The sequence below is a fragment of the Streptomyces sp. NPDC005151 genome (assembly GCF_053599875.1).
Genome location: NZ_JBSFYR010000002.1, coordinates 244,839 through 263,543 on the forward strand (window position 1 = coordinate 244,839; position 18,705 = coordinate 263,543).

Here is an 18,705-nt window from a genome sequence, read left to right on the forward strand (position 1 = left end):
CCTGGTCCGTACGGACCAATGCCCGACGGCTCATCCCGCGGCGGGCATGCCAGGCAGCGGGAGCGGCAGTCCCGGAAGGCCGTCGATGCTGGTGGCGACGTGCTCCTTCTTCTCGAAGTACTCGCTGAGCGAGGCGTCGTCCTCGCGGGCGAAGCGCTGGGCGTGGAGCGGCCGGTCCTCGTCGTAGGACATGAAAGGCACGGCGAATCCGCAGGTGTCCCGGATCAGCTCGGCCGTCACCACGATGATCGCGCGCGGCCCGTGCGGTGTGGGGTCGACGCCGGGGAAGTGGGCGAGCAGGCCGGTGAACCGCGGGTCGTCGCGGAAGACGGGCTCGCCGCGGCCGTGCACCCGCACGATGTTCGGTGGTCCCTGGAAGGCGCACCACATGAGGGTGATGCGGCCGTTCTCGCGGAGATGCGCCACGGTCTCCGCATTGCTCCCGGCGAAGTCCAGATAAGCCACGGTCCGCTCGTCGACGACCGCGAAGGAGCCGCTGACGCCCTTGGGGGAGAGATTGACCGTGCCGTTTCCGTCGAGGGGCGCGGTCGCCGTGAAGAAGATGTGCTGCTCTTCGATGAAGGTCCTGAGCCGTCCGTCGATATGTTCGTATGTCTTTCCCATGAGGCGATTATTGTCGCCAATGCGGCGCCCGGCGGGGGCATTTCAGCCGGTGGGACGCCGCTGGCGGACCGTCGCGCGGAGGTGGGCTCGCAACAGCCGCTCGGCCGCCACACGCAGCGCACGCGGTCGGTCCGCCCCGGTCCTGACGAGCAGCCACTCGTGCGGTATCCGGTCGGCGTCCGGCAGCAGAGCCTGCGTCACCGCCCGGACGACGGCGGGTGACGGGTCGTTGAGGAGGGGCCGCAGCTGCTCGTACCGCACCGCGTCGAGCGCGCGCAGGCCGGTGACGGCGTGGACGCGGACTGCGGGCACAGGGTGCGTCACCAGTGACCACAGCGCCGGGGCGTCCTCCCTGGTGCCGCACTCGCCGAGCCCGGCGGGGGCCGCGGGGCGGGCGGCCGGGTCGGCGCACATCGACCGGTAGAGGGGGAGCGGATCGATGCCGCCCTGCCGCAGTACATAGCGGGCACAGGCCCGTACGACCCTGGACCGGTCGGCGAGGAACACCGCCGCCTCGCCCTGCCGCCCAGCCCGCCGCAGCGCGGTGACACCGGCGGACCGTACCTGGGGCGACCGCGCCGACAGCAGGGGGCTCAGCACCTCGTCGTACGCCCCGTCCCGCATCCCCGCGATCGCGGCCTCCGCACACAGTGTCTGGATGCGCACATCGTCCGAGGCGGCGGCTGCAGTGCGGGCCAGCGTTGCCGGGGCGAGGAGACCGCGATCGACCGCGATGCGGTACGCGAACCGGCGTGTGGCCCGGTCCTCGCTCGTGAGCAGCGCCGCGACGTCCTCGGCGGGCCCTTCGCGCAATGCACGGTCCAGCCGTTCGCGGGCGAACTCGCCCTGATCGCGCCTGGACAGCCGCAGCACCAGCGCAGTCAGCGGCGGCAGCTGCCGGCCGGGAATCTCCGAGAACAGTGCCCGAGCCCGGTTGCGCACCGGGCCGGCCCAGTCCGCGCAGCGCACGACCAGGAGCGGCCGCAGAGCCGGGGAGCGGGCGGCCCACTCGAGTGCCGCCTCCCGGATCCGGCCGTCCGGATGGCACAGCGCGACGGCGAGCAACGGCTCGTCCGGAGGCGTCCTGGACCAATTCACCGAGGGCAGCGGAGCGTCCCAGCTCCAGCGCAGTCTCCGACCGCCGGCCCAGTCGTGCGACGGGAGCAGCCCCGGCGTCTTCCACGCCAGGACCCGTACCCCGAGATCGAGGGCCGTCCAGGCCTCGGCCGACGAGGTGTCCAGCGCTTCCCGGAGCGGTATGCCCCGGGCCAGCCGTTCAGCGGCCTCGTAGTCGCTGCTCATCACGTGCCTCCACCAGGTATGCGGAGGCCGATCGTAGAGGGCCGCACGGTGTCCGGGCCCGGCATTTACGGTCCGGGATCGAGCGTTCGGGTGAGCCGTTCACCAGCAGCTTTGACAAATCATACGGAGGACTGCATAGTTATGCCCACCAGCCGCGCCGTCGTCACCGGCCGGAAGTCCAGCGAGTCGCTGTACGACTTCAACCTCGCCACCTACGACTCGGGCGACACGTTCGACCAGTCCAAGGCACAGGGCTTCATCGAGATCTTCGGCCTCTCGTCGAAGATTGCCGCGAAGCGCGATCTGCAGGCATAGCCTGACGCCGATCTGGCCTGACGCCGACCCGTTTACGTCACCGCCTCCCCGTTCCTCCACGGCGGGGAGGCCGTCGCACATCCACCCCCTTGCAATTCCGAGGAGCACGCAGTGAGCAACGGCACCGGCAACAGCGACGTACGCCTCTGGGGCGGCCGTTTCGCCGACGGCCCGGCCGAGGCGCTGGCCAAGCTGTCCGCCTCCGTCCACTTCGACTGGCGGCTTGCGCCGTACGACATCGCCGGCTCCCGCGCCCACGCGCGTGTCCTCAACAAGGCGGCCCTGCTCACCGCGGACGAACTGGCCCGCATGATCGCCGGTCTCGACCAGCTCGAAGCCGATGTCGCCGACGGCTCCTTCACCGGCACCATCGCCGACGAGGACGTCCACACCGCGCTGGAGCGCGGCCTGCTGGAGAGCCTCGGCAAGGACCTCGGCGGCAAGCTGCGCGCCGGCCGGTCCCGCAACGACCAGGTCGCCACGCTCTTCCGGATGTACCTGCGCGACCACGCCCGGATCATCGGCGGTCTGATCGCCGAGCTCCAGGACGCCCTGGTCGGTCTCGCCGAGGCGCATGCGGACGTCGCCATGCCGGGCCGTACGCATCTGCAGCACGCCCAGCCCGTCCTCTTCGCCCACCACGTCCTGGCCCATGTGCAGTCCCTGTCCCGGGACGCCGAGCGGCTGCGGCAGTGGGACGAGCGCACGGCCGTCTCCCCGTACGGCTCCGGCGCACTCGCCGGTTCGTCCCTGGGGCTCGACCCGGAGGCGGTCGCCGCCGACCTCGGCTTCGAGCACGGTTCCGTCGCCAACTCCATCGACGGCACGGCCTCCCGCGACTTCGTCGCCGAGTTCGCGTTCATCACGGCGATGATCGGCGTCAACCTCTCCCGGATCGCGGAGGAGGTCATCATCTGGAACACGAAGGAGTTCTCCTTCGTCACCCTGCACGACGCCTTCTCCACCGGCTCGTCGATCATGCCGCAGAAGAAGAACCCGGACATCGCCGAGCTGGCCCGCGGCAAGTCCGGTCGGCTCATCGGCAACCTGACGGGCCTGATGGCCACGTTGAAGGCCCTCCCGCTCGCGTACAACCGCGACCTCCAGGAGGACAAGGAACCGGTCTTCGACTCCTGCGACCAGCTCGAGGTCCTGCTGCCCGCCTTCACCGGCATGATGGCCACGCTCACCGTCAACCGCGAGCGGATGGAGGAGCTCGCACCGGCCGGCTTCTCGCTCGCCACGGACATCGCCGAGTGGCTGGTCAAGCAGGGCGTCCCGTTCCGTGTCGCGCACGAGGTCGCGGGGGAGTGCGTCAAGGAGTGCGAGCAGCAGGGCATCGAACTCGACGAACTCACCGACGCGCAGTTCGCGAAGATCTCCGAGCACCTCACCCCCGAGGTCCGCACGGTCCTCAACGTGCCGGGCGCGCTGGCCTCCCGCAACGGGCGCGGCGGTACGGCCCCGTCGGCCGTCGCTGCCCAGCTCACCGAGGTCAAGGCCGACCTCGCCGTCCAGCACGCATGGGCGACCGCGAAGAGCTGACAGCAGCCCGGGCACAGGCGACGAGGCGGGGAGCGGTCGTGCGCTCCCCGCCTGGTCGCGTCCGCACGCAGGGGCGACCGAACGGCGACGCGGGGATCCGGGGTGTGGCGGACCGCCACGTCACCGTGGTGACGGTGAGGACGCCGACACCCGCACTCGCCGGGCCGGTCTGCTCCCGCGGGTGCTCATCCGGCTGAAACTCCCGGACGAGATGGAAGCCGACCTGACGGCCGGCCGCGACCGGGTCTGCGCAGGTCCGAGGGGCGAGGTCCTGGCCGGACCGGCCCGCTCCCGGCCGGCGAGGGCCCGATCGGCCGAATCCCGCGGCTGGACGCGCGTGAATCCGGCTGCGTTACGTTGGCGGGGAGCACCCCATCGACGAGGAGCCCGCGATGCCCTTCGGACGCCTGGCCTCGGCCACGACCCCGACCGCCCATATCGGGCTCGGCCTGGCCGCGGTCGGCAGGCCCGGCTACATCAATCTCCACCGCGACCGGGACCTGCCCGAGGACCGGAGCGTCGACGCCCTGCGCGAGCGCACCCATGAACTGCTCGACGCTGCCTACGCCCAAGGCGTCCGCTACTTCGACGCCGCCCGCTCCTACGGCCGCTCCGAGGAGTTCCTCGGCGCCTGGCTGGCCGCCCGTCCCGAGGTACGTGATGTCGTCATCGGCAGCAAGTGGGGCTACACCTACACCGCCGACTGGAACATCGACGCCGAGGCGCACGAGGTCAAGGACCACAGCCTCGCCACGTTCGAGCGGCAGCGTGCCGAGACCGAGGCACTGCTCGGCGACCGGCTCGACCTTTACCAGATCCACTCCGTGACCGCCGACAGCCCGGCCCTCACCGACAAGGAACTCCACGCGCGGCTCGCCGAACTCGCGGCCCACGGAGTCAGCGCCGGACTCTCCACCAGCGGCCCCGCCCAGGCGGACGCCATCCGTGCCGCGCTCACCGTCAGGGTCGACGGCGAACCCCTCTTCCGTACCGTCCAGGCCACCTTCAACGCCCTGGAGACCTCGGCCGGTCCTGCGCTCGCCGAGGCGCACGAGGCCGGGCTGACCGTGATCGTCAAGGAAGCCATGGCCAACGGACGCCTCGCCGGAACGGATGCCCCCGCGATCGTCCAGGAGATCGCGGCCGAGGCGGGCCTCGGAAGCGACGCGGTCGCGCTCGCGCTGGTGCTGCACCAGCCGTGGGCCGGCGTCGTGCTCTCCGGTGCGGCGACGGTCACCCAGCTCGCCGGCAACCTGCACGCCCCGCTCCTCGGCCTCGACGAGGAGCGGCGGTCCCAGCTCGACGCGCTGGTCGAGGAGCCCGAGGCGTACTGGCGCCACCGCGCCGCGCTGCCCTGGAGCTGACAGCCGGCGCACCTGCCGATTCCTTGATCACCGGCCGTGCTGTCACATCGGCGCCGTTCCATGCGTCAATGCTGTGACGGCACGCGACGGAGGAATGGGTCTGTGGACGAGAACGAGTTTCTGGCAGCACGCTTCGAGGAGAACCGGACCCATCTGAAGGCCGTGGCCTACCGGATGCTCGGCTCGCTGAGCGAGGCGGAGGACGCCGTCCAGGAAGCGTGGATCCGGCTCAGCCGCTCCGACGACCGGCAGATCGACAACCTGGGCGGCTGGCTGACCACGGTCGTCGGCCGGGTCTGCCTGGACATGCTGCGCTCCCGCCGGTCCCGGCGGGAGGAGCCGCTGCAGGCACAGAAACCCGACGGGCACACCTCCGATCCGGTCCTCGGCCCGCAGCCCGGCAGTGACCCCGAACAGCAGGCGCTGATCGCCGACTCGGTCGGGCTCGCGCTGCTCGTGGTGCTGGAGACGCTGGACCCCGCGGAGCGGCTGGCGTTCGTGCTGCACGACATGTTCGCGGTGCCGTTCGACGAGATCGGGCGCATTGTGGACCGCACCCCGGCCGCGGCCCGCCAGCTCGCCAGCCGGGCGCGCCGCCGGGTCCAGGGCGTGGAACCGGCGCCCGACCCCGATCTCAACCGCAGGCGCGAGGTCGTTGAGGCGTTCCTGGCCGCCGCCCGGGGCGGCGACTTCGACGCACTCGTCGCCGTGCTCGACCCGGACGTGGTGGCACGGTCCGACGGCGGCGCGGGTGGCGTGGGTGCCCCGTCGCTGGTGCGCGGGGCTGCGTCGGTGGCCCGCCAGGCGATGATGTTCGCGCCGTTCGTCCGGTCCTCGCAGATGGCTCTCGTCGACGGGGCCCTCGCGGTCATCTCGACCCGCGAGGGACAGCGGTTCTCGGTCATGCGGTTCACGATCGAGCGGGGCAGGGTCACCGAGCTGTATGTGATCAACGACCCGGCCCGGCTTCCGGAGCTGGATCTGACCGTGCTCAACGACTGAGACCGACCGGCAATTGGGGGCGGCGTCACGGGGCTGGGGCACGCACCTCGCGGCGTTGTCGTCCATCACCATGGCTCCGCCATGGCTCAATCCTCCGCCCTGCGATGCACGCACACCAGCCCCGCTCCTTCACCCACCCCCCCTTGCCGGTCGGTCTGAGAAGGGCCGGGGGCGGACCGGGGCTCAGTTCTCGTCCCGGTCCGCCGCCCACTGGGCGAGCGCGTCGAAGTCGGCGCGCTCCAGCCCGATCCGCGGATCGATCTGGAGCAGCAGCGACCGGCCCGGCCCCTGTCGGTCGATCCACGCCCGGTCCCGCTCGGATATCTCGTCGTCGACCCACGCGAACGGCCGCCCGGCCGTGTACTCCACGACGTACTGCGTCTTCCAGAGCGTCCCGTCCGGCGCGCTGCCGTGCATCGCCGGCCAGTCGATGTACGGCAGCGGCGGCAGTCCGAGATGCGGGCCGATCCACTCGTTGGCCTCGTTCTCCCAGGTTGTCGCCCAGACCAGGGTGTAGCGGTCGGTGAGCGCCAGCAGCTCCGCCCCGTGCGCCGGGTTGAGCAGGACGGGCAGTGCGGGCCCCTCGGTCCACCCCGTCGGCCGCATCCGGTGTCTCGTATATCCGTCGGGGGTGTGACGGCGTGACAGTGCCGCCTACGGATTGAGCGGACTTATGCGGGCATGAGACATGTCCGGCCGAGCTTCGCGGACGCTGGGGGGACCTCCCGTCTCGCGACGGATGAGTGTCCGTTAAAGAGGATGGAAGGCGCGTGGCCGGACCCGGCACAATGACCGGATGATCGGCAACCGGATCACATATCGCAAGGCGGACGGCGTCCGTATACCCGGAACCTGGCGTCACGCCTTCATTTGCAACGGTGGGACGTTCTTCCTCACGGACCTAGTCATCTACGCCGACGGGCTCATCGACTGCTGGGGCCTGGTCACCATCGATGAGTTCGAGCAGAAGCTACGCTCCGGCTGGGTGGCCACCGACCTCCCGGAGGGCGCCGAGGCGTCGGCCCACGGCCTGGCCTCGTGGCGCTTCGGCGAGCCGCGCACATGGCTCACCCCAGAGCTGCTGCTCGCCGAGGTGCGGGACACCATCGACGAGCTGAACGGTCGCCCCGATTCGACCGCCCGGTGCCTGGCCGCCGTCGACGTGTTTCTCGCCGACCGAACCGAGGAGAACCGAGCCGCCGCTCTCGCCGCCTACCTGGCCATCCCCGAGACCCAGCGCCACTACGCGCTCGGCGATATGGACCGTAAGGACTGGCCGCTCCAAGTGCTGGTGGCCGGGCCGGGGGGCGTGCCGGAGCGCTGGTCCGACGAGGTCGTCTCCCAGGAGGTGTACGACGAGGCTGTCACCTACTTCGAGGAGCGCGCCCGGCTGATCGCCGAACGGCCCTCCCGGGTTCCTGCGGACGGACCGGCGACGCCGCACGCACCGGCGATCCACCTGTACCACTCGTACCCGCGGCAGCGTGTCGAGGACCCCGGCAAGGTGGCTCTGCGCAGCGACTACCCCACGCCCATCGACATCAACGGCATCACCTACTCGTCCGTCACCCACGCCTATTGGGCCTTGTCAGTCGCCGATTCCACGGCGCAAGCCGCCATCGCAGTGGCGGATACCTCATACGCCGCCCGCAAGCTGGCCGCCGACGCCACTCAACGCGAGGGCTGGGAACACGCCCGCAGTGCCGTCATGATCACACTCCTGCGCGCCAAGTACGCCCAGCACCCAGACCTGGCAGAGATCCTTCTCGCAACCGACGACGCCACCCTCATCTACGACGATGCAGGCTCCGCCTTCTGGGGCGACAACGCCGGCCGCGGCCGCAACTGGATCGGCCGTCTGCTCGAACTTGTCCGCTCCGAACTACACGCGCAGCGTGCCGGAATCATGTAACGGATGGCGCCTCGGTTCTTGGAACTCCTAACGGAATGCCCCTCGCTGGGGTCGGCTCTTCGGCATAGGGAGTTGTCGGGCAGCATGGGGCGATGAACTCGAATCCGCCGGTGCCCCGTGAGGTGAAGGTCATCGATACGGCCTCACTGCTCAGGCTGGAGGAGCGGGCGGGTGAGCTCAGCCTCAACCAGTGGTTGGACCCAGGGTGGGTGATGGCGAACGCGGCGCCCGATGGTGCCCACTACCTATGGCCGGCCCTGTGGAACAGCTCGTCCCATCGCCCAGCCCTTCCGGGTCAGTTGCGGTGCGAGCTGTTGATCACGCTGCGTGCGGGAGACCATGTGATGAGCCTGCTGGATATTCTTCCCGACGACTTCACCCCGCTGCCGAGGGTGACTTCGCGAGACGAAGGCATGCGGGTCAGCCGACTCTTGGACCGTGTTCGTTCGGTCAGGGAATGGCTACTGCGGGAAGGTGAAGGCTCCTCAGGCCGCCTGTGACAGGCGGCGCCAGCACGGAGTTCTTACTGGTCCGTCGCGATGCGGGCCCGCACCGTGAGCGTGCGGACGCTCCCACCGTCTTGGAGGGCTGCGCGGAGGCGCTGGATTTCGTCGTGCTGTTCGGAAAGCCGGGACAGCGCCAGCGTTTTGAACTCGGACGCCTCCGACGCCTCCTCCTTCATTCGGGAGAGCCGCCCCTTCAAGCTGGATACCTCGGCTTTGAGGCGGTCGATCCGGGCGAGGCGGGCGTCCGGCTCGCCGGTCGCCTCTCGGGCCCTGCCCACCCGGTTCTCGAACTCTTCTTTGATGTGGGGGTAGGTGCGGTACAGCGTCGCCCCGGGGGACAGCGGCGAGGATGCTGAGGGACTTGATGTCGCACCGAAGGCCCTCCGGGATCTCCCCGGCCAAGAGCTGATTCATGGCGGCCTTCAAACGACTCTCCGCGTTGGCGTGGCGGTCATTGGGCACTGGATGTCTCCTCAGTGGCTACGGCGGTGTCGATGGATTCCACGATCCGCATGGAGCGCTCATAGGTCTGCTGGGCGCGTTGACGCTCCGGCGGGGACAGCCGGGGGTTTCCGAGGAAGACAGTTCGGGTGTTCTCGGCGTGGTCGGCCCACGCTTTCCGGTGCTGAGGGTGATGGGTCGCTTGGGGGCAGCGAGCGGAGTCGCACATGCCGAGCAGAGGCTCGCTGGCATGAGGAGTGCCGGCCATGGTGAGGCATAGGGCCTTGGCAGGGTCGGTGAACCAGCAGTAGTTCGCCACGCCGATGTGAAGGGTCTTCGCCTTGGTCTTGAGGAGTTTCTCCACGCGACGGTCGTCGGCGACGGTGGCGGGGCCGGGGTCGTGTCCGGCGAGGGACAGATCCACGCTCTGGAAAGCGGCGACCAGGTCGCGTGCGCCTCGGCCGGAGGGCAGGATGCCTTGCTGATAGTCGTGGTAGGCGGCGACCGTGAGCCGGGCGTGTTCGACTTCCTCTTCGGCCTGGACCTCGGCTAGGAACGCGGCCTGATGGCCGCCCGGCCGGGCTAACGGTGGAGTCGGGTATTGGAACTCTCGTAATACCTCTGCCTGAAAGGGGCATAGGCCCCGGAAGGGGCAGGGTTGGATCGGGCGCCTCACGGCCTACGATGCAGCCCATGACGATCACGTATGAGTGGCGCGGTGATTTCGACAATGCCGCCGTCAACGCGCTCCACGCGGAGGCGTTCGGTCACGGTCAGGGGAACATCGATTGGCAGACACGAGTGCAGCGGCACAGCCTCGGGTGGGTCTGTGCCCGAAATGACGGCAGGCTCGTAGGGTTTGTCAACGTCGCCTGGGACGGTGGCGTCCATGCCTTCGTTCTCGACACGATGGTCGCCCAGGACATGCGCAAGACCGGTGTCGGGACCGAACTCGTGACGGCCGCGGCGCAAGGCGCCCGTGCAGCGGACTGCGAATGGCTCCACGTTGACTTTGAAGAGCATTTGCGTCCTTTCTACTTCGACGCGTGCGGCTTCAGGCCGACGGACGCAGGACTCCTCGCCCTGCGCTAGATCACGCTTGCTCCGCAGTCGTCCGGCGGCTGACCTCGGCCGCGTAGGCGGCCCAGTCTCCGGCGGCGGCCCGCTGCCATTTGACGGCGACGGTGATGTCGATGCCGAGGGTGCGGGCGAGGACCGCGGCGGGCAGCTCGGTGGCGAGCTGGAACAGCGCGGTCGAGCGGGTCTCCGCGAGCCGGATGCCGAGTTTGCGGAGCCGTTCGCCCATGGCCCAGGCACTGATCGGGCGGCCGGGCTGGCCTCCGGGGAAGAGCCAGGGTGAGTCTGTCCGGCCGAGGACGGCATGGCTGCGACGAACCGCGACCTGTTGGAGGGCCAGTTCAGCGACGGGTGCGGGAAGCTCGACCGGGACGGCGCCGAGGCGGATACGGACCGCTCCGTTGGTCTCCTCGATGTGGTCGACGGTGAGCCGGGAGATCGCAGCGGGCCACTGGGCGTAGAGGAGCAACAGCAGGCCGGCAAGGCGGTCTTCGGGCTTGAGGGTGTCCTCGTGCAGCAGGCGGCGGGTGGTGGCCCAGCGGGCTTCGTCGTTCATCGGCTGGGAGGGGCCGTTCCATCGCTCGGCCGGGAAGCTGAGATCACGGGTGATCTTCTGAGAGAGAGCCCAGCGCACGAAGTGGCCTGCCTCCTGGCGAAGGCGGACGTCGTCGCTGGTCATCCACCGCTCAAGGTCGAAGAGGTCGTTCAGGGCTCCGGGCGGCATGGGTGCCTCCAGCGGAGGCCGGAACAGGTTCACCAGCACGAAGTCGCTGTCGCGGGCCTCGCGGCGCGGCCGCGGCCGCGCTCGCCCTGTCCTTCGGCAGGCACTACATTGCGGACCGCCGGGTGCCGGGCCACGGCGTCCTGGAGAAGCTCGCCGACAAGACCGGCAAGGCCAACTTCTACCGACTGGCCGACTTCGGCATGAACGGCGCCTTCCACCTCGACATTCTCTGCACCAAGTCGGCCTTCGCTGTTGCCCGATGAACGCTCGCCCTGGCAAGAATGCGAGTTCCTGGGCCGCTATCTGTTCAACATCAAGGCCAGCGGCCCCGGCCAGGGCCTGCGCCCCTTCCGGGACCCGGACGCCGTCGAAGACGACGAAGGCTGACGGCCGGCACACCACCCCTTCCGGGCACGAGCTCAAGCGGGCGGCGTGACCGGGGACCGCAGGCCGAGCCACTGCTCGGCGTCCCAGGCCTGGAACCGCTCTACCTCGGTGAACCCCAGCTTTGCCGCGAGGCGCATCGAGCCGACGTTGGCGGTCTGGGTGGTGAGCACCACCGGCTCGCCGGGAAGGACGCCGTCGAACCAGCCGAGCGCCGCCGCGCACGCCTCGGCGGCGTACCCGAATCCCCACGCCCGCGGCAGGATCAGGTAGCCGAGATCGGCCTTCCCCGCGGCAGCCGGGCGACGGTGCCCCGTTGCTCTCCTGAGCAGGATCTGGCCGATCATCGCCCCGTCGAGATCAACGACGAAACTCCCGGGCCACCGCTCGGGCGCCCCGGGCATCTCGCGCTCAAGCTCGTCACGCGGCCGGGGGCCGCCGAGGTAGGTGTGCACCTCTGGCGACGCCAGCAGCTCGATGAACGCCGCACGGTCCCGGGCCTCGGACTCGCGGAGCACGAGCCGCTCGGTCTTGATCGGGGCAGGTGGCCAGGTGACGGCTCCTAGTTCAGTCATGGCGGGCAATCTATCGCCCGCCCGCAAACGCGCCTCCGCGTCGAGGGAAACGACATCAAGGACGAGGACGTTGCTCGGCTTCCACTTCGCCCCGCGCTTCCGTGACCTGGCCGACCAACGGTTCTGGCGCGCAGACCTGCCTGAGGTGGACGGCCGGTCCGCTGGCTCCTGCAGCGCATCGGCTCCAGGGGTTTCGCGGAGCTGAAGACAGCGGGGATGAACGGGATGTACTTGAGTGATCAGGCCCTGCATCAGACTGCGTTGTTGGTGTCCGCTCTCCTGATCACCCTTGTGTGAGAGGGGGCTTTTGGTGAGGAACCACGGGAAGCCCGAGGGAGACGGGGCCGTTTTGCTCGAAGCGGCGGGCCTGGTCACGCTTGCTTCTCAGGAAGGTGAGGGTGAGGTCGAGTCCATCGATCTCACCCCGCCAGTCCTCTGCGATGGCGCGTTTGCGGCGGGAGGAGGTCCTCCTCCAGTTCCTCCAGGCGGGGCAGCATCTTCGGGTTGACGCTCAGCATCGGGCAGCGGACGCCCCGTTGACTGAACGAACAGCGGGGATTGGGCAGTTCAGGGGGCGGATGCGGCCTGCGGTCGCTACGGTCACCGGTCGTGATGGACGAAGTTCCCGAGCGGAATCTGGCGACGTTGGTGGTGCCTCGGTGGGGCAGGCTGGTCGAGACCGGCGATCGGTACGAGCCGTATCGGCTCGTCGATCCCGGCGGTGTGACCGTGGAAGCGGTCGCCATCTACTTCCAGGAGTTACTGGCGGCCGGAAAGGCCCCGTCGACGGTCCGCTCCTACGGGATGGATGTGCTGCGGTGGTGGCGATTCCTGCAGGCAGTAGGCATTTCTTGGGACCGAGCGACCCGGGCAGAGGCCAGGGACTTCAGCCGCTGGATTCAGCTGACAGTCAAACCAAGGCGAGCGAAGAATTCGGCTCGGCCGTCGGCGAAGGCGGCCAAGGCCCCGAACCCTGTGACGGGGAAGCCGTCAGTCGGGCCCGGCTACGCCCCGACCACCGTCGCGCACAGCGAGACGGTGTTACGACGCTTCTACGACATCCACCGCGACGCGGGGACCGGCCCGCTGCTCAACCCGTTCCCGTTGGACCTGTCCCGTCGCAACAGCCGCCCGCACGCGCACCACAATCCGATGGACGGCTGGAAGCCGGAGCGAGTGGGACGCTACCGGCCCAGCATTCCGCAGCGGATCCCGCGCTCGATCTCCGACGAGTGGTTCAACGCGCTGTTCGCCGCGCTGCCTTCCCACCGCGATCGGGCCCTGGTCGCGTTCTGGATCTCCACCGGAGTACGCGCCTCGGAGCTGATCGGCATCCGACAGCGCGATATCGACCCCGGGCAGCAGTTGATCAGCGTGGTGCGCAAGGGCACGCGGGCGGTGCAGCAAGTGCCGGCGTCGGCAGACGCGTTCGTGTGGTTGCGCCTCTATCAGCAGGAGGTACACGGTCATCTTCCACGCGGTCGTACGCAGCCGGTGTGGTGGACGCGCAGACGTCCGTTACGGCCGCTGACCTATCACGGTGCCCACCGGATGTTCGAGCGGGTCAATGCCTCGCTCGGCGCCGACTGGACCCTTCACGATCTGCGGCACAGCGCGGCTGCCCGCATGGTGCGCGACCCGAACTTGACGTTGGCCGACGTGCAATGGGTGCTCGGACATACACATTTGTCCGCCACGGAGCTATATCTGACGCCACGCAAAGACGAGGTCGTGGCCGGGGTGCTGGCCCATCACGCGCGTCTGGCCCGTGGGTACAGCCAGCCGGTGCCGTCGCCTCCGGCGCCGGGCTACAACCCGGCGTCGCTGGACGTCTTGTTCGGCCGGTCGTCGTGACCGCCGTCGCCAAGCACGTGACCCGCAGGCCGCTGGAGGTCATGAACGCGACGGCAGAGCAGGCCCGGGCCAGGAACAGCCAGCTGCGGACACGCTTTCCGGCCCGGCCGGCCGAGCCCTGGTGGCCGCACACCGCACAGCCGTCGGAGGAGACGCTGCAGCGGCTGACGGCGCCACCGTTTCTCCCGACGGTCAATAGCACTCGAGCCGGTCGTCGACGCGGAGTGGCCAAGCTGCTGCGCTGGCTGTCGAGCGAGCCCGGGGAGACCTGGCAGCAGCGGTGGGTGGCCAGCGGAGCGGAGGACCTCCCCGGAGCCGCCTGGGCGGATCTTCCGCTGCGGTGGCTGCGCGAGCGCGGATCGTCGACGTCGTATGACGGCGATGACCTGTCTTCAGGACTGCTCATGCTGATCTGCGGAGACGTCATCCGTCCCGGTCTTCCATGGATGCTCACCCGCACGCATCGGTATCTCGCCTCGGTCATGGCCGAGGTGCGCGACCCCGACGGGTTCGCGCACCTGCGCCAGCTGGCCGAGTCCGGGCCGGCGAGTTCACGCAAGGACGCCCAGATCGCCGCGACACGCATCGCAACCCTGCTGGCCTGCAAGGGAGGGCTGGTCCGCGACATCACAGTCGGCGACTGCGTGGGACTCGTCGACGCCCAGCGCCAGGCGCATGCCCGCGGCGGCCAGAAGAAGGTCGACTTCTACCTGCGGCTGCGGGCCCTGGGGATCTTCCCCGAGGACGCGTCGGCAACGATCCGCGCATTCGGGCTCGCCCTGGGCCAGTTGAGCATCGAGGAACTGGTCGACCGCTATCGGCTCCAGTGCCAGCCGGTCCGCGACCCGATCGTCGACTACCTGCGGGAGCGGCAGCCTTCGCTGGACTTCGCCAGCCTGGACGCAATCTCGCGCACGCTCTCGGGCCTGTTCTGGGCCCGGATCGAGGCCCTGGTGCCGGGCACCGAATCGCTGCGGCTGCCGCCGGAAGTGGCTCGCAAGTGGAAAGAAGACTTGAAGGTCAAGAAGCGCACCATCACAGGACCCGATGGGAAGAGCTTCGAGGTCTCCAGCCCGCGGCTCAATGCTAAGGACGAGCTCATGCGAGGCCGGGCGTTCTACCTCGACATCGCGCAGTGGGCGGCTGAGGAACCAGCCCGCTGGGGTCCGTGGTCTGTGCCTTGTCCGATCCGCGATGACGAGATTCACAAGGCGAAGGAGCGCAAGCGGCGCAAGGCCCGGATGGACCAGCGCACCCGTGAACGGCTGCCGGTCCTACCCGTTCTGACCAGCACCGCCGACCGTCGGCGACGTGCGGCCGCCGACCTGCTCCAGGCGGCGAAGAACACCGAGCCCGGGGCCTTGATCCCCGGCACCGACGGGGCACTGCGCAGGGCCTTTGTTTCCAAGGCAGCGGGCCACCTCACCTGGGGCGAAGAGACATCCAGCGGACGACGGCGGAACCTGTCCTATGAGGAAGAGGAGGCGTTTTGGGCGTTCGCCACGATCGAGGTCCTCCGCCTGACCGGCATCCGTAACGAGGAACTCCTGGAGCTGACGCATCACAGCGTCACCCAGTACCGGCTCCCGTCCACTGACGAAGTCGTACCGCTCGCGGCGATCGGTGCCGCGCTGCGCGTCGGCGGCCGGTTCGTCTTCGAGACGCGCCATCCGCAGGCGCGTGCCTGGGAGGCCTGGAACCCGTCGAACGCATCCGACATCACCGACGCAGCCGGCCGTGCCCTGCAGGTATGGCACGAGGTCGAGGCCGTCGCTGACGACGTAGTCACCTTCACCGGGACGACGGCTGACCCCAACGGCGCCGTGCTGCGCGTCGACCGCGCCAGCCTTCGCTTCCTGGATGTCGTGACGCTCGATGCTTTCCTCGCCGAGGCGGGTTTCGAGATCGAGGCCCGGTATGGCGACTGGCATCGCGGACCCGTCACTGCAACCAGCCAGGAGATCATCACGATCGCTCGCCGGCCTGTGGACGATGGCGACATGCAACCGGCGGGCTCAAGAGCGTGATCGGCCACGGGCGCGGGCCAGGTCGCGGTGCCTGGTCGATGCTCTCGGGGCTGGGCCATCAGCTGCAGGAGCCGATCATCGTGGTGCGGGCCGCGGGAAGTCGCGTCACGGATGCCGTCCCGGCAGCCGCGGCCCGGAGGTGAACGATTTCCTCGTGCTGGGCGACGAGGCGGGCGAGAGCCTGGGTGCGGAAGTCTGTGAGTTCCTCGACTGTGCCTTGCGAGCGGGTGATCCGCTCCTTCAGCGTGGCGATCTCCCCCTTGAGTCGCGTGATCTGGGCGTCCCGGGGATCTGGAGCTTGTCCGGCTTGTTGCAGCGAGGCGAGGCGGTGCTCGAACTCTTCTCGCAGGTGGGCGTAGGGGCGGTTGCCGTAGAAGGCGGTGCGGTCCACGGCGGATTCGCGGGCGAGGGTCTTGATGTCGCAGGTGCCGCCGGGCGGGATCTCGCCGCGTAGGAGGCGGTCCATGGCGGCCCGGATGCGGTTCTCGTTCTCGGTCCGTTGTGCTGCGGTGATCCTCATGCGGAGTCCTCGTCGGATGGGTCGGTGGCGGCTGCGTCGATCTCGGCGACGACCCGAAGCGCCCGGGCGTAGTCGTACTGCAGGCGGGCGTGTTCGGTCCTGCGCGTCTTGCCCAGGTCGCCGAGGAACGTCTTGGTGCGTTCGGCGTGCTCGGCCCAGACAGGCCGGTGGGAGGGGTGGTGGGTGGCCTGCGGGCAGCGGGCGGAGTCACACATCCCGACCAGTGGCCGGTCGGCGGTGGGGGTGCCGGCGAGTTTGAGGCAGAGCGCGCGGGAGGGGTCGGTGAACCAGCAGAAGTTCGCCGGGCCAAGGTGCAGGGTCTTGGCACGCTTGGTCAGCAGGTTCAGCACATCCCGGTCACTGCGCTGGGTCCTGGGCGCCGGTGCTGCGGCCGGTTCGAGCTTCTCGTCGACGCCGGCGAAGAACTCGGTGAGGCTGCGGGCGCCGGGGCCGGCGGGCAGGATGCCCTGCTGGTAGTTGCGGAACTCGGCCAGGACCAGGTCCAGGTTGCGGTCGCTCTCGTACTTGTTGACCTCGGCCAGCAGTTCGGCCTGGGCCCCGCCGGGGCGCGATAACGGTGGAGTCGGGTATTGGAACTGTCCGAATGCCTGCAGTTCGGAGCCGTGGTGCGTCTCCTGATTGGGCATCAGTGGCCATGCGGGGTGGGGGGCATTGCTCAGACCTGTTCGAAGTGGAACGCCTTGATGAAGCAGTCGCGGGGCTGGGTGACTGCGAAGAGGATGCACTCCACGAGCGAGTGCGCTGTGAGGGCCTCCTTGGAGTCGCGCGGGGTGGTTTCCCACTCCTCGTTGAGCGGGTCGGCGTTGTCGAAGTCGGGCGGGTAGAGCGATATCACCCGGACTCCTTGGGGTCGCAGGCGCTTGGAGAGGATCTCGGTGAACCCTGCCTGGGCGCGCTTGGCTGCGTAGAAGGCGTCGTGGGCGTCCGACCGGTGGTGGCCCGGTGTTCCGCATGCGGAGACCATCGTCACGACGTCGGGTTTATCCGAGTTGAGCAGGAGAGGAAGGAAGTTCTTCACGGTCAGGACCGTGCCGGTGGCACCGGAGGCGATGGTGTCGACGACATCGGCGTCCGTTGCGGATAGCAGGTCCGGCCCTTCGAGGTAGCGGGAGCCGTTGTTGATGAGCACGTCGACACGGTCTGTGTGTCGCGCGACGGAGGAGGCGAAGTCGCGGATGGAGGCGGGGTCCGTCAGGTCGCAGGTGAAGGCATGCACTCGCTGATGGCCACGATCGCGAATCTCGTCGCGGACACGTTCGGCGGCATCGAGACTGCGAGCGGAGAGGAAGACCTCGGCGCCGAGGTCCGCGAGCCGGATCGCCAGGGTTCGCCCGAAGTCGCGGCCGGCGGCTGTGATGACGACGCGATGGTTGTCGAATCTCATGGTGTCGCTCCTGGTTCGTCGATCGGTTGTTGCGGTGCGGTGCGGCGGCTGACGTCGGCGGCGTAGGCGGCCCAGTCTCCGGCTGATGCCTGCTGCCACTGGACGGCGACTTTGATGTGGACGCCGAGCATCCGGGCGAGGATCGCCGCGGGGAGTTCGGTGGCGAGGGTGAACAGCGCGGTGGAGCGGTCCTGTTTGGGCCGGATGCCGATCTTGTGGAGGCGCTGGCCGATCCGGTCGTCGCCGAGTGGACGTCCTGGTTGTCCCCCTGGGAACAGCCAGGGAGTGTCCTGCGGGGTACCGATCTTGGCTTTGCCGCGGCGGGTCGCGATGAGTTCACGGACCAAGCCGGCCAGCGGTGCGGGGAGGACGATCGGCGAAGTGCCGAACGTGATGGCGACGGTGTCGTCGTTGATCTGGACGTCGTCGACGGTGAGTTGGCTGATGGTGGCGATCTTCTGGGCGTAGAGGATCAGCAGCAGTCCGGCGACGCGGTCCGGGGTGGGCAGCGTGTCATCATTGAGTCGGCGTAGGGGCCGAAGATCGCCAGGAACTGCGCGTCCGTCATGTGTCGTTCCTGATCGGCGAAATAGCGCTGCAATCGCAGCAGGTTGGGTAGGTGCCGGGGGGTGAACACGGCGAGCGGGCATAACAGGCAGACCCAGGGACGGGCTGGGCAGGCGGTTCCGGCCGGGGCGTGGGGGCTGTTGTACAGTCCGGCGCAAGAGGCGACGAATACGTTCTGATCGCCGGCCAGTAGCCGCTGGATAGCATCGCCGTCGAGTCCGGCGTCCGCAACGAGGCGGGGAAAGTCGGCAGTAAACCGGGCTGCGTCTTGGCTGGTGGCGATCACCGGCGGCGCGGCCTTGCGGCGGATGTCCCGCTGAGCTTCCTCGATGAGTCCCTCGATGGCCTCTACACAGCAGGCCCGTGGCGGGGCCGGTGTGTGTGAAGTCGGGTACGGACAGGGTGTCGATACCGTCGGGCACGGCGCCGGTCAGCATGGCCAGCCGGAGGTTGTAGACGAGTGCCGTGTACCCGGATGGGAACAGGGCGTCGCGAATCTCCAGGACTGTGGTTGTGATCGCCCGAGAAGCTCCGGGAATCATCGCGCGGATCGTGCGAACC

General features: G+C 69.1%; 21 protein-coding genes and 1 pseudogene. 11 read left to right on the forward strand and 11 right to left on the reverse strand.

Annotation, left to right across the window (positions count from 1 at the left end):
* Window positions 1–30 precede the first annotated feature (30 nt).
* Both ACWD6R_RS02695 and ACWD6R_RS02700 read right to left on the reverse strand, forming a co-directional pair.
* Window positions 31–624, reverse strand: a complete 594-nt coding sequence (locus ACWD6R_RS02695; RefSeq protein WP_451817013.1) for a pyridoxamine 5'-phosphate oxidase family protein — start codon at window positions 622–624, stop codon at window positions 31–33.
* A 42-nt stretch (window positions 625–666) separates the two neighbouring features.
* Complete coding sequence (locus ACWD6R_RS02700) at window positions 667–1,926, reverse strand: hypothetical protein (RefSeq protein WP_451817014.1); 1,260 nt, start codon at window positions 1,924–1,926, stop codon at window positions 667–669.
* 153 nt (window positions 1,927–2,079) lie between these two features.
* Here ACWD6R_RS02700 and ACWD6R_RS02705 point away from each other — a divergent pair.
* From ACWD6R_RS02705 to ACWD6R_RS02720, 4 genes and pseudogenes are all read left to right on the forward strand, one after another.
* A pseudogene (locus ACWD6R_RS02705) lies at window positions 2,080–2,241 on the forward strand (argininosuccinate synthase); the annotation flags it as partial.
* Between the two features lie 111 nt (window positions 2,242–2,352).
* Window positions 2,353–3,786, forward strand: a complete 1,434-nt coding sequence (gene argH / locus ACWD6R_RS02710; protein WP_451817015.1) for an argininosuccinate lyase — start codon at window positions 2,353–2,355, stop codon at window positions 3,784–3,786.
* A 392-nt stretch (window positions 3,787–4,178) separates the two neighbouring features.
* Window positions 4,179–5,150, forward strand: a complete 972-nt coding sequence (locus ACWD6R_RS02715; protein WP_451817016.1) for an aldo/keto reductase — start codon at window positions 4,179–4,181, stop codon at window positions 5,148–5,150.
* A 102-nt stretch (window positions 5,151–5,252) separates the two neighbouring features.
* Window positions 5,253–6,152, forward strand: coding sequence for a sigma-70 family RNA polymerase sigma factor (locus ACWD6R_RS02720; RefSeq protein ID WP_451817017.1), 900 nt, complete (start codon window positions 5,253–5,255; stop codon window positions 6,150–6,152).
* A gap of 183 nt (window positions 6,153–6,335) precedes the next feature.
* Here ACWD6R_RS02720 and ACWD6R_RS02725 read toward each other — a convergent pair whose 3' ends face one another.
* Window positions 6,336–6,800: a hypothetical protein gene (locus ACWD6R_RS02725; protein ID WP_451817071.1), complete on the reverse strand. Its 465-nt coding sequence runs from the start codon at window positions 6,798–6,800 to the stop codon at window positions 6,336–6,338.
* Between the two features lie 148 nt (window positions 6,801–6,948).
* Between ACWD6R_RS02725 and ACWD6R_RS02730 the strand changes: the two genes are divergently transcribed.
* Together ACWD6R_RS02730 and ACWD6R_RS02735 are read left to right on the forward strand one after the other, a co-directional pair.
* Window positions 6,949–8,064, forward strand: coding sequence for an NADAR family protein (locus tag ACWD6R_RS02730; RefSeq protein WP_451817018.1), 1,116 nt, complete (start codon window positions 6,949–6,951; stop codon window positions 8,062–8,064).
* Between the two features lie 92 nt (window positions 8,065–8,156).
* The gene (locus ACWD6R_RS02735; RefSeq protein WP_451817019.1) at window positions 8,157–8,564 is read left to right on the forward strand and encodes a hypothetical protein; all 408 of its coding nucleotides are present in this window, start codon (window positions 8,157–8,159) and stop codon (window positions 8,562–8,564) included.
* Window positions 8,565–8,587: 23 nt separating this feature from the next.
* Here ACWD6R_RS02735 and ACWD6R_RS02740 read toward each other — a convergent pair whose 3' ends face one another.
* Together ACWD6R_RS02740 and ACWD6R_RS02745 are read right to left on the reverse strand one after the other, a co-directional pair.
* Window positions 8,588–8,848, reverse strand: a complete 261-nt coding sequence (locus ACWD6R_RS02740) for a hypothetical protein (protein ID WP_451817020.1) — start codon at window positions 8,846–8,848, stop codon at window positions 8,588–8,590.
* A gap of 173 nt (window positions 8,849–9,021) precedes the next feature.
* Window positions 9,022–9,435: a hypothetical protein gene (locus ACWD6R_RS02745; RefSeq protein ID WP_451817021.1), complete on the reverse strand. Its 414-nt coding sequence runs from the start codon at window positions 9,433–9,435 to the stop codon at window positions 9,022–9,024.
* A 269-nt stretch (window positions 9,436–9,704) separates the two neighbouring features.
* Between ACWD6R_RS02745 and ACWD6R_RS02750 the strand changes: the two genes are divergently transcribed.
* Window positions 9,705–10,103, forward strand: a complete 399-nt coding sequence (locus tag ACWD6R_RS02750) for a GNAT family N-acetyltransferase (protein ID WP_451817022.1) — start codon at window positions 9,705–9,707, stop codon at window positions 10,101–10,103.
* A gap of 1 nt (window position 10,104) precedes the next feature.
* On the opposite strand, the gene ACWD6R_RS02755 is transcribed toward ACWD6R_RS02750, so the two are convergent.
* Window positions 10,105–10,812 (reverse strand): hypothetical protein, encoded by a 708-nt coding sequence (locus tag ACWD6R_RS02755; protein ID WP_451817023.1) that lies wholly within the window; start codon window positions 10,810–10,812, stop codon window positions 10,105–10,107.
* A 122-nt stretch (window positions 10,813–10,934) separates the two neighbouring features.
* Here ACWD6R_RS02755 and ACWD6R_RS02760 point away from each other — a divergent pair, with 122 nt between their 5' ends.
* Together ACWD6R_RS02760 and ACWD6R_RS02765 are read left to right on the forward strand one after the other, a co-directional pair.
* Entirely contained in the window at window positions 10,935–11,075 is a 141-nt protein-coding gene (locus ACWD6R_RS02760) for a hypothetical protein (protein WP_451817024.1), read from the forward strand.
* A complete protein-coding gene (locus ACWD6R_RS02765; RefSeq protein ID WP_451817025.1) occupies window positions 11,065–11,199 on the forward strand; it encodes a hypothetical protein in 135 nt (44 codons plus the stop codon). Before ACWD6R_RS02760 ends, ACWD6R_RS02765 begins: the two co-directional genes overlap by 11 nt.
* 32 nt (window positions 11,200–11,231) lie before the next feature.
* Here the strand turns inward: ACWD6R_RS02765 and ACWD6R_RS02770 are convergent, their stop codons facing one another.
* Window positions 11,232–11,771: a GNAT family N-acetyltransferase gene (locus ACWD6R_RS02770; RefSeq protein WP_451817026.1), complete on the reverse strand. Its 540-nt coding sequence runs from the start codon at window positions 11,769–11,771 to the stop codon at window positions 11,232–11,234.
* A gap of 612 nt (window positions 11,772–12,383) precedes the next feature.
* Here ACWD6R_RS02770 and ACWD6R_RS02775 point away from each other — a divergent pair.
* Window positions 12,384–13,625, forward strand: a complete 1,242-nt coding sequence (locus ACWD6R_RS02775; RefSeq protein ID WP_451817027.1) for a tyrosine-type recombinase/integrase — start codon at window positions 12,384–12,386, stop codon at window positions 13,623–13,625.
* Window positions 13,622–15,652, forward strand: coding sequence for a hypothetical protein (locus ACWD6R_RS02780; protein ID WP_451817028.1), 2,031 nt, complete (start codon window positions 13,622–13,624; stop codon window positions 15,650–15,652). Before ACWD6R_RS02775 ends, ACWD6R_RS02780 begins: the two co-directional genes overlap by 4 nt.
* Window positions 15,653–15,710: 58 nt before the next feature.
* Here the strand turns inward: ACWD6R_RS02780 and ACWD6R_RS02785 are convergent, their stop codons facing one another.
* From ACWD6R_RS02785 to ACWD6R_RS02800, 4 genes are read right to left on the reverse strand one after another with little or no spacing between them, the layout of a single operon-like run.
* Window positions 15,711–16,172 carry a hypothetical protein gene (locus tag ACWD6R_RS02785; RefSeq protein WP_451817029.1) on the reverse strand — a complete coding sequence of 154 codons (462 nt, stop codon included), beginning with the start codon at window positions 16,170–16,172 and terminating at the stop codon, window positions 15,711–15,713.
* Complete coding sequence (locus ACWD6R_RS02790) at window positions 16,169–16,819, reverse strand: hypothetical protein (RefSeq protein WP_451817030.1); 651 nt, start codon at window positions 16,817–16,819, stop codon at window positions 16,169–16,171. Before ACWD6R_RS02790 ends, ACWD6R_RS02785 begins: the two co-directional genes overlap by 4 nt.
* Window positions 16,820–16,848: 29 nt before the next feature.
* Window positions 16,849–17,577 carry an SDR family oxidoreductase gene (locus ACWD6R_RS02795; protein ID WP_451817031.1) on the reverse strand — a complete coding sequence of 243 codons (729 nt, stop codon included), beginning with the start codon at window positions 17,575–17,577 and terminating at the stop codon, window positions 16,849–16,851.
* The gene (locus ACWD6R_RS02800; protein ID WP_451817032.1) at window positions 17,574–18,227 is read right to left on the reverse strand and encodes a hypothetical protein; all 654 of its coding nucleotides are present in this window, start codon (window positions 18,225–18,227) and stop codon (window positions 17,574–17,576) included. The genes ACWD6R_RS02795 and ACWD6R_RS02800 overlap by 4 nt, the downstream gene beginning before the upstream one ends.
* Between the last annotated feature and the right edge of the window lie 478 nt (window positions 18,228–18,705).